The organism is Candidatus Acetatifactor stercoripullorum, from assembly GCF_944382095.1.
GTDB lineage: Bacteria > Bacillota > Clostridia > Lachnospirales > Lachnospiraceae > Acetatifactor > Acetatifactor stercoripullorum.
In genome coordinates this window covers 1-9071 of sequence record NZ_CALWMU010000069.1, presented here as the reverse complement: position 1 = coordinate 9071, position 9071 = coordinate 1, and the positions used below count along the sequence as shown (strand labels likewise).

Genomic DNA, 9071 nt, shown 5'->3' with positions numbered 1-9071 from the left:
CTCACTTATTATTATAACAGGGAAAGGTTACAATTCAGTGACTGCTTTCGTTAAAAAATGCTCTAAGCCGCATCTCTAACCATGAGAAAAATCATGATTAGGAAACCGCTTAGAGCATTTAAAGTCAAGGGGTCAGGTCACTGCCAAAATAGAGACCGCCGTATAAATCCTCGTATATTACCTTAGAATGGAAGGCTGTCAGCCGATCATTTTTATCAAAATACTCAATACTTAAAACATCCACAGAATTGGGATTTCTGCCAGAGATATCTCTGTCTTTCCCCTGGGCGGGAAAATAAGAAAGCTCTCCTCCCCCATCCAGGAAATGACCGCTTAAAGAGCCGTTTAAACAGGTGATTTTACAATAGTCCGTTTCTTCTCCTTTTAGATAGGTTAATTTATATCCACTTCCATAAGGGTCTGGTGTAATGAAAACCTCACCATAGCGGGAGGCGGCAGATATCGGCACTGTAAACGGGGAAGCAGCAGCATTCTCATTGGCTTCCTCAGCAGGCAGTCTGTCAGGTTTGACTGCATCTAAGGATATCTGGGCCGTACTGAGGAACAGAGAAAACAAAATGATCCATACAGTGTTCATTTTAGGTACCTTCACACTTCAATTTTCTTACAGCAGGCCAATGCCAGGGAGCCCGGCCCAATATGGCAGGCAATGCTTAAGGGCAGCGGATCCATCCAAATATCGTAACCCGGAAACTGAGCGGCTGCCTCTGCCCGGAATACCTCGGCAGCCTCCTCATTATGAGTGTATGCCATCTGCAGCCAGATGCCTTTTTCCTCGGTAAAACCGCCGAAGCGGTTCACAATATCGTTTCGAATGGCATTTATCATAATACTTTTGCCCTGATTGGTGGTTCGTGCCTTTGCAAAGGCGTCCAGCTTTTCTCCTTGAATGGTAAGAACCGGCTTGAGCTTCAGCATGGTTCCTATTGCAGCTGCGGCGGGCGTAATTCTTCCGCCTTTTTTCAAATAGTACAGGGTATCCAGCATAATATAAATGCTGCTGTTGAATTTGTCTGCTTCCAGAAATTCTTTGATCTGGGCTGCAGACATACCCTTCTGCATCAAAAGTCTGGCATCCAATACCGACTGGCGCAAGGTAACGGAAATCCGTTGATTATTCACCACATGAACCCTGCCGCCATACTCCTTAGCCAGCATCATGGCGCTTTCACAGGAGCCGGACAGCCCGCTGCTCATGGGAATGTGAAGCACTTCATCGTAATCCTTCAAAAGCTTGTCCCAAAGATTCATAACTGATTCGGGTGAGGGCTGGCTGGTTCCGATCTCAGCGCCTGCAGCCAGTCTCTGGTAAAATTCCTCCTGCGTCAGATTGATGTCCTCAAAATAAGTCTCGTTGTCGATCATAAAGGGCATGGGAAGAACAAAAACCCCCAATTCCTCCGCCTGCTTCTGTGTGATACCGCTGTTACTGTCCGTAACAATTGCAATCGCCGCCATGCTGAAATGACCATACCTTTCCTTAAAATTTATATTTATTTTATGAGAGCTTAGAATATTCTATCCTTATATGGAGCGAAAGTCAACACCATTCCCTGATTCGGAAAGCAAATGTTGCTTTAAGGGCAGATATTCCTCACCGGAAAGCTGCGGATCATTCCTCATCAGCTCTTCCACAGCCTCAGACGCCTGCTGCAGGATGGGGGCGTCCGTGTAAATATCTCCCATTCGAAAAGCGAACTCCCCGCTTTGGCGGATGCCGAACAAATCTCCCGGACCTCTCAGCTTCAGATCCTGTGAGGCAATGAAAAATCCATCATTGGAGTGGTTCAATATTTCAAGCCGTTCCATTGTCTCTTTATTTTCCCTGGTATTGATAAAAATGCAGTAGCTCTGGCAGTCTCCCCTTCCCACCCGGCCTCTGAGCTGATGAAGCTGGGCGAGACCGAAGCGCTCGGCATTTTCCACCATCATCACTGTGGCGTTTGGCACGTTGATGCCCACCTCGATTACAGTGGTTGACACAAGAACATCAATGTTTCGTTTGGCAAATTCCTCCATAATCCTGTTCTTTTCGGAAGGACGCATTTTCCCGTGCAGATAGGCGACCTGAACGTCGGAAGGAAGGGCTGCCCTAAGCTTTTGCGTATAATCAATCACATTTTCCGTATCCTCCAGCTCCCCCTCTTCCACCATGGGGCAGATCACATATGCCTGATGCCCCATGGCTGCTTCCTTTGCGATAAAGGCATATGCCTTGGGACGGTAGGCGGTGTTCACTACGCAGTTTTTTATGGGAAGCCGGTTGGCGGGAAGCTCATCTATCACAGAGATATTTAAGTCTCCATAGAGAATAATTGCCAGGGTTCTTGGAATGGGGGTAGCGCTCATGACAAGAATATGGGGACTGTTTCCCTTCCCGGCAAGCTGCTCTCTCTGCTTTACGCCGAAACGGTGCTGTTCGTCCGTCACCACCAGCGCAAGGGAGCGGTACTGTACCTTTTCCTGAATCAGGGCGTGGGTGCCGATTACAAGGTTGGCTTCCCCGGAAGCAATTTTTTCATAAGCTGCTTTTTTTTCTTTTGCTGTCATGGAGCCCACAAGCAGAACGGGACGGAAGGCAGCCTGATATTTCTGCATATACTCCTGTACCGTCTCGTAATGCTGCATGGCTAACACTTCTGTAGGAGCCATCAAGGCCCCCTGAAAGCCGTTTGCCGCACACATCAAAAGAGCCAGCAAGGCAATGATGGTTTTGCCGGAGCCCACGTCCCCCTGAATCAGCCGGTTCATGCAGCCGGGGCTGTTTAAATCCTCCCGCACCTCACGCCAAACCCTTTTCTGGGCTCCGGTAAGGGGAAAGGGCATTTTTTCCAAAAGGCGGACAGTATCGGCAGTTTCAAACATAGGATACTGATTGGGAAGGGTCTGGGTATATTCCTTATTTTTCCGCAGCAGAAATAAAAAGGAAAAAAATTCGTCAAAAACCAGACGTTTTCTGGCGGCCGCCAGCTCCTCTTGATCCTTCGGAAAATGAATGCCGCACACAGCCTCCTGTCTGGAAAGCAACTGATATCTTTTTAAAATAGAAGCAGGATAATATTCCGGTTCAAATTCATAAAAAGAAAGGGCCTGTTTGACTGCCTTGGAGACCGTCTGGTTGGTCAGACCCTTTGTAAGAGGATATTTGGGCTGCAGTCTCCCGGTGAGCTTCTGGTAATCCTCCGGGGAAAATAGCTTTGGCTGCTCCATTACCTTGGCAGCCCCTCTGCTCTGGACGGTTCCCCGGAAAAGATATCTGATCCCTGGCTTTAATACCTTTTTTAAAAAGGGCATATTAAAGAAGGTAAGCTGCATGGCGCCTGAGCGGTCCGAAACAGCCACATTCAAGATATCCAGGCTTTTCAATTTTTTTTGGCCCAGAATGCCTGTCACCGAAACGCAGATGGCGCACACCTGCCCGGGCTGGGTCTGTGCCACCAAAACCGGTTCTTTGTAAAGCTCATAATCCCGTGGACAGCAGGCAAGCAGATCTCCCGCAGTTTCCACACCGATTTTTGCAAAAAGCTTCCGGGTTTTTTCCCCGATTCCCTTTATCTCAATAATAGGCGTAGTTTCCTTCATCATATTTTTCAGAAATCCTATTATTCCACGGAGATCACATAATAGTAAATGGGCTGTCCTCCATACTGCAGCTCAATATCGCAGGAGGGATATGCACTCTCCAGAGATTCCTTCAAAAGCTGCGCATCCGCCTCGTCTACGTCACAGCCAAAGTAAACACTGATCAGCTCAGAAGCGTCATCTACCATTTCCGAAACCATTTTTTCGGTGATGTTTGTGAGACTTTCTCCTGCAGCCAGGATACCCTTGTCGCCGATTCCCATATAATCGCCCTTTCGGATTTCCTTATCGTCAATTACCGTATCCCGCACCGCATAAGTGACCTGTCCTGTTTTTACATTTGTGATTTCCCGGAGCATAGCCTCCTCATTCTCATCTGCAGAAAGCTCCGGAACAAAATTGATGACCGCCGTAATTCCCTGAGGAATCGTCTTTGTGGGGATGACCAGCAGATTTTTGTCCGTCACAAGCTCTGAGGCCTGGTTTGCCGCAAGAATAATATTCTTGTTGTTTGGCAGGATAAAAATGGTTTCTGCGTTCACCTTTTCCACAGCGTCGAGAATATCCGCGGTGCTGGGGTTCATGGTCTGTCCCCCCTCAATGATATAATCCACGCCAAGGCTTGAGAAAATTTCATTGAGGCCCTCGCCGATGGAAACCGCGATAAATCCCATGGCTTTGGGCGGCTTATTTGCCTCCTCTGCAGCTTCAGACTCTTTCTTTGCCTCCCCGGCCTTTTTCTCTGTCTCCTCAGCCGCTTTTTGGGAAGCTTCCTTTTCAGACATCTTGAACAGCTTTTCCTGATGCTCCAGACGCATATTATCAATCTTCATATTGGAAAGGGCTCCGTACTTCAATGCCTTCTGGATGGCCAGACCAGGATCATTGGTATGTACGTGAACCTTTACCACATCTTCGTCCGCTACACATACAATAGAATCGCCGATGGATTCCAGATAAGCCTTAAAATCCATTTCCGCTTTCACATTGAAGGGCTTGTTTAAAAGAATGATAAATTCCGTACAATAGCCGAATTTAATCTCCGCCTCTGCCTGAGCCTCCATGGATGCGCTGCGGCTTACGGAGGAAGCTCCCTGATCGGATGGCGCAAGACTCAAATCCACCTCCTTGCCCAAAAAGGCGTCGAAAGCGCCGCTTAACACCTCCACCAGCCCCTGTCCGCCGGAATCCACAACGCCAGCCTGCTTTAACACAGGAAGCATTTCAGGGGTCTGGCTCAGCACATACCTTGCGTGCTCAAGCACCGCACCAAAAAACTCCTCCAGGTTTTCAACGCCGTCCTCAGAAAGCTCCTTCGCCTTCTCGGAAACGCCTCTTGCTACAGTGAGGATGGTTCCCTCCTTGGGCTTCATAACAGCCTTGTAGGCAGTCTCCACCGCTTTTTCAAAGGCGGCTGTAAATACAGGGACAGTGAGGATGCTCTCCTCTCTGATGCTCTTGGTAAAGCCGCGAAAAAGCTGGGAGAGGATAACGCCGGAATTTCCTCTTGCCCCCCGCAGGGAGCCGCTGGAAATAGCCTTGCAGATGGATCCCATATCGGCATTTTCCCCCAGTGCAGACACCTCTCTGGCTGCAGACATGATAGTCATTGTCATATTGGTGCCGGTATCGCCGTCAGGAACGGGAAATACATTTAATTCATTGATCCATTCCTTCTTATTTTCCAAATTCTTTGCTCCGGCCAAGAACATTTTTGAGAGCATCTTGGCGTCTATTTGCTGTAAATCCACGGTAAATCCTCCTTAATCAATCACTCTTACACCTTCCACAAAGATGTTGATTTTTTCAATTTCAATGCCGGTAAATTCTTCCACCTTGTACTTTACATTGCTTACAAGATTATCTGCCACTGCCAAAATGCTGACGCCGTAAGCCACAATTACATGGAAATCCAAAATCAGTTTGTTATTGCTGATAGATACGCTGATTCCTCTGGTGATGCTGTCTCTTTTCAGCAGACGGACAAGACCGTCCTTCACATTCACGCCAGCCATACCTACAATGCCAAAACATTCTACTGCCACACTGCCTGCATACTGGGCGATCACTTCATTGTCGACCACAATGCTGCCCAGATGGGTATTCATAGAAGAACCTTTCATATTGAACCTCCTTATTGATTTCAGACATATATATTGTATTCTAACAGCTTTCCCCAAAAAAAGAAACTAAAAATTCCAAAAATTGAAAAAAAAAGATTTTTCCCCCTTGCTTTTCCTGTGCTTTTCTGTTAAGATATCAATGTTGTGAATTTGTATCAATATAAGTTGTGCAAGCAAGTAAAGTAAGCGTGACCCATGCGCAAATGTTGAGGAGGTGTCAAGATGGCTAAGTGTGATGTTTGTGGTAAGGGCGTTCATTTTGGAAATAATGTAAGCCATTCTCATAGAAGAACCAATGCAGTTTGGAAGGCCAACGTAAAAAATGTTAAATGCAAGGTCAACGGCGGAACAAAGAAATTGCACGTCTGCACCAGATGCTTGAGAGCCGGTCTGGTAGAGAGAGCCTAAGCATGAAAAAACAATGGATGTCACGCTTTGCGGACATCCTTTTGTGAATGAAACAGGCAGGAAGTGAAGAATCACTCCTGCTTTTTTATTCGTCTCTTCTTCGTCTGGAAAATTCTCTGTTAATCAGCTGGATCAATTCTTCATCCCCAAACAGGTTGTCCGGGTGAAAAATCTTCACCAGGTCTTTGTACCGCTTACGGAGCGCAAGTGGATTATTTTTTACATTGCGGAACAGCGCCTGGGCAACATTATCACCTGACAGCCTGGGCTCGTCCTGCCTCTGCCTGTAAAACATCCTGTCCCATTCCATTTTCTCCCTGTCAAACATCTGGCGTTCCCTGTCCAGGCAGCGCCTGTCCTCTTCCAGCTGACGGAAGCCGTCCTGCAAAATTGCAAGCTTCTTTTCAAAAAACAGATTTTCCTCCTTCAGGCGTTTCTTCTCCTGCATCATGCGGCGGTTCAGATTTTCCAGCCGCATATTTTCCTGAAAAAGCCAAAGCTTGGCTTCTCTCAGTTCCTCTACACTCTCTGCCCTGATTATTTCTTCCCAATCAATCATCAGTCCAACCTCTTAATCATCACAGAAGCAATTATACCCCGCAAACAGTAACAGAGCAATGAGAATTAAACCGATCAGGCGATTGTGGACAATAATCATCAACAACATGCCGATTGCGATAAAAAAAGCGATCAACCCGATTATTTTTTTTATATTTGATGACATGCTATCCAACTATTTCTTATCTCACTCTATTCTATGCGTCTGCACACAAAAGATGCGGGATTATTCCGTTTTCACACTGCCCTCAGATTCCTGGTCATCGGGAAAGGCAATATCCACAACTTCCGCATCGGACATTTCGCCTTCCTCTTTGGGTTTGGTAAACTTGTCCACAATATCCGGAATCATATCCAGAATTTTTGTCATCGTATCCTGATTCTTGATATTTACCAGCTTGGTATAGCCGTTCTTTATGACCAGCACTGCGCTTGGGGTCATTTTCCCGCCGAGCCCGCCGGCTCCTGAAGCGGAATTTTTCTGTCCGTTATTTCCCGCGCCTGCTCCCACGCCGAATGTCACATCTACAAGGGGCAGGATGATGGTGTCTCCTACCTGAGTAGCCTCTCCCACCACCGTTTTGGTGGAAAGCACGGTATCCATCCCTCTGAGAAGAGATTCTACCACTCCCTGAAACTGATTATCCTTATCTGCCATTTTTCGTCCTCCCTGCCTTTAATTTCTCTATCAGTAACCACAGCCTCTTATCCATTGCCAGAAGAAGCCCGTTGCGCAGAATGCAGAATGTGGTGATGCGGCCTGCGGCTGATAATTCTCCCTCTAAGACCGCCTGACCAAAATCTGCGGTAACAGCTACATCTTTTCCAAGATGCGGGGAAAGCATTCCATAGATTCCAAAGACGTATCCAGTCGTGTCCGGGGAACCGGTTCCAAACAGAATATCGGCCTTGATTCTGCGGGGCTTTACCGCTTTTAAAATTTTTCCCGCCCGCTTCCTGAAATGGGCCAGCAAAAGCCTGGTGTCCTTCTCCTGTAAAATTGCTTTGTAATAAGATATATTTTCCCAAATATGCTTTATTTTATCATAGAACCCCTGAAATGTGTACAGAATCTTCTCATATTTTGCCAAAATAAATCCCTGGAGCTTTTCCGCAAAGGATTCAAAGGACTTCTCTGTAGAGTGTTCCTCCAAAGAGAAGTCTCCCTCAGGCGCTTCTTTATCAGGGGATTTCCCAGAATGAGATTCTGCCTGCGGGTATTCCTCCCTTTCTTTGGTCTGCACTGTTTTTTCAGCTGCCGTTTCCTTCTCTTTCTTTCCCGTCCCGGAGGCTTTGTCCTTTGCTCCAGAAGCGGAGTCAAACAAAGTGATCCATAGAAGCTTTACCTTCAGGTTTCCAGGCTCCGGATAGGCCGCTGCCAGCCTAAGGGCTCCGAACAGCCACCGCCCTTTCACGCAAAGATACGTTTCGCTGCCCCTGCGCTTTCCCTGTATCTGATAGGAAACCGGGAAAAACAATACAAGCAGAAGAAAAAGCAGCAAAACACAAAGCACAAGCAGAAGGATGATTCCCAATACGCTTAATATTTTCAGTAGTAGGGCTAACATAATAAAAACTCCTTCAGCCTGCAGTCTCCCCGCTCTTTGAGACATTCCTGCACAATCTGTTCAAGCACCTTGACCGCCTCTTTATAATCGGAGGCAATGCCGATAATGAAAGGCGGATATTTGGCGTAATAGCGCTGGGCCAGCTGCCTTGCGTCATAAATCTCCAGCTGGTCTTTGGGATTTTTGGACAACGCAATCACATAAACCCCTGCAAGGAGCGGCTTATGGCACAGCTTTTTCTTTATTTTATCCAATTTTACGGCATTCATGCTTTCTCCCAGATACAGTTTGGAAGAAAACTGCAGCTTTCTCACCATACTTATTTCCCTGTCAAAAATTTCCCTGTTGCTTTCCCAAACAGTATATCACAGAAAATGCAGTTTGTAATCAAAAACAATTTTACGAAAATGGCAGCCGGAAGTTTTAAAAGCTTTTCCGGCTGCCCCATAGGTTATTTTTTTTCAATTCCTGATACTCGCTGTAAGCTTTTTCCAGAATCTGCTTTTCATTTGCAAACTTTAACAAATGATAGGCTTCATGGTATTTGTAAAAACCTGAATCCACAAAATATTCTTCTCTCTGCGGCCTGCTGTAATAGCTGTCGGCCATCATCAGATACCAGTGTACCTCCTTTTCCACCGTATCCTCCGGCACGGAAAAGGAATATTCGCTTTTCCCGATATACTTCACAATAGAAGCCCTGGCTCCCGATTCCTCCAGCACCTCCCGCAGGGCAGTTCTGAAAGGAAAAAAATAATTCGCACAAAAAATCCTGAAAACAAGCCCTTTTGCGGAAAAAGATGATAAAATA

11 protein-coding genes are annotated in these 9071 nt (G+C 46.6%); 1 reads left to right on the top strand and 10 read right to left on the bottom strand.

Annotated features, from left to right (window positions below; all coding sequences use genetic code 11):
- Positions 1–124 precede the first annotated feature (124 nt).
- The 5 genes from SHK35_RS13835 to SHK35_RS13815 all read right to left on the bottom strand — a co-directional run bounded on the left by SHK35_RS13835 (position 125) and on the right by SHK35_RS13815 (position 5726).
- Positions 125–598, bottom strand: a complete 474-nt coding sequence (locus SHK35_RS13835) for a hypothetical protein (RefSeq protein WP_318710215.1) — start codon at positions 596–598, stop codon at positions 125–127.
- Between the two features lie 11 nt (positions 599–609).
- Complete coding sequence (locus tag SHK35_RS13830; protein ID WP_318710214.1) at positions 610–1479, bottom strand: DegV family protein; 870 nt, start codon at positions 1477–1479, stop codon at positions 610–612.
- A 66-nt stretch (positions 1480–1545) separates the two neighbouring features.
- Positions 1546–3603, bottom strand: a complete 2058-nt coding sequence (gene recG / locus SHK35_RS13825; protein ID WP_318710217.1) for an ATP-dependent DNA helicase RecG — start codon at positions 3601–3603, stop codon at positions 1546–1548.
- Between the two features lie 20 nt (positions 3604–3623).
- A complete protein-coding gene (locus SHK35_RS13820; protein ID WP_318710213.1) occupies positions 3624–5354 on the bottom strand; it encodes a DAK2 domain-containing protein in 1731 nt (576 codons plus the stop codon).
- 12 nt (positions 5355–5366) lie between these two features.
- Entirely contained in the window at positions 5367–5726 is a 360-nt protein-coding gene (locus SHK35_RS13815; RefSeq protein ID WP_318704228.1) for an Asp23/Gls24 family envelope stress response protein, read from the bottom strand.
- Between the two features lie 222 nt (positions 5727–5948).
- Between SHK35_RS13815 and rpmB the strand changes: the two genes are divergently transcribed.
- Complete coding sequence (gene rpmB / locus SHK35_RS13810; RefSeq protein ID WP_318704227.1) at positions 5949–6134, top strand: 50S ribosomal protein L28; 186 nt, start codon at positions 5949–5951, stop codon at positions 6132–6134.
- Positions 6135–6219: 85 nt separating this feature from the next.
- On the opposite strand, the gene SHK35_RS13805 is transcribed toward rpmB, so the two are convergent.
- The 5 genes from SHK35_RS13805 to SHK35_RS13785 form a co-directional block, all read right to left on the bottom strand.
- Positions 6220–6693 (bottom strand): hypothetical protein, encoded by a 474-nt coding sequence (locus tag SHK35_RS13805; RefSeq protein WP_318710212.1) that lies wholly within the window; start codon positions 6691–6693, stop codon positions 6220–6222.
- Between the two features lie 225 nt (positions 6694–6918).
- Complete coding sequence (locus tag SHK35_RS13800) at positions 6919–7350, bottom strand: GerW family sporulation protein (RefSeq protein ID WP_318704225.1); 432 nt, start codon at positions 7348–7350, stop codon at positions 6919–6921.
- The gene (locus SHK35_RS13795) at positions 7340–8260 is read right to left on the bottom strand and encodes a hypothetical protein (protein WP_318710211.1); all 921 of its coding nucleotides are present in this window, start codon (positions 8258–8260) and stop codon (positions 7340–7342) included. Before SHK35_RS13795 ends, SHK35_RS13800 begins: the two co-directional genes overlap by 11 nt.
- The gene (locus SHK35_RS13790; RefSeq protein WP_318704223.1) at positions 8254–8577 is read right to left on the bottom strand and encodes a hypothetical protein; all 324 of its coding nucleotides are present in this window, start codon (positions 8575–8577) and stop codon (positions 8254–8256) included. Before SHK35_RS13790 ends, SHK35_RS13795 begins: the two co-directional genes overlap by 7 nt.
- Before the next feature lie 106 nt (positions 8578–8683).
- Positions 8684–9071, bottom strand: a 388-nt coding sequence (locus SHK35_RS13785) for an NUDIX domain-containing protein (RefSeq protein ID WP_330638270.1), incomplete at its 5' end; no start/stop codon positions are given.